The sequence below is a fragment of the Sulfitobacter dubius genome, from assembly GCF_027214245.1.
Taxonomy (GTDB): Bacteria; Pseudomonadota; Alphaproteobacteria; order Rhodobacterales; family Rhodobacteraceae; genus Sulfitobacter; species Sulfitobacter dubius_A.
Genome location: NZ_JAPWHM010000032.1, coordinates 1 through 813, shown reverse-complemented (window position 1 = coordinate 813; position 813 = coordinate 1). Strand labels below are relative to the sequence as shown.

Annotated in this window: 1 pseudogene; it reads left to right on the top strand. The window is 60.1% G+C overall.

Features of this window, described 5'->3' with window-relative positions:
• Window positions 1–5: 5 nt before the first annotated feature.
• Window positions 6–813, top strand: a pseudogene (locus O4H31_RS19475) (IS3 family transposase); the annotation flags it as partial.

Sequence of the window (813 nt, the reverse complement as noted above, 5' to 3'; positions counted from 1 at the left end):
AAAAGATGAAGAGAAGCCGTTTCAGCGAAGAACAGATTATTGGCATCCTGAAGGAGCACCAGGCAGGGCTCGGCGCGAAGGAGCTGTGCCGGAAGCACGGCATCAGCGATGGGACCTTCTATAAATGGCGCTCGAAGTATGGCGGCATGGAAGTGTCTGAGGCCAGGCGGTTGAAAGCGCTTGAGGCCGAGAACGCCAAGCTGAAGAAGATGCTGGCGGAACATATGCTCGACGTCGCCACGCTAAAGGAAATGCTGGGAAAAAACTTCTGAAGCCCGGTGCAAGGCGGAGAGCTGTGGACTGGGCCATGACAGAGAAGAACTACAACCAGCGGCGAGCCTGTGCCTTGGTCGGGATTGATCCGCGCGTCTATCGCCGACGATCAACCAGGTCAGGGGACGCCGAGCTGCGGGAAAGGCTGAAAGAACTGTCCGGGGAGCGAAGGCGGTTCGGCTATCGAAGGCTGCACCTCTTGCTCGGGCGCGAGGGCTGGCATGTGAACTGGAAGAAACTCTACCGGATTTACCGCGAAGAGGGGCTGACAGTGCGCAAGCGTGGCGGTCGAAAGCGTGCCATCGGTACACGGGCGCCGATGGCGATACCGCAAGGGCCGAACCAGCGATGGTCTCTGGACTTCGTCTCGGACAGCCTCTCGGACGGCCGCCGCTTCCGCGTGCTCTGCGTTATCGACGACTTCAGCAGAGAATGCCTGGCAACGGTCGTGGACACCTCCCTGTCGGGGCAGCGCGTTAGCCGCGAGCTCGATAACATCGCCCAGGTGCGTGGCTATCCATGCATGGTGGTCAGCGACAA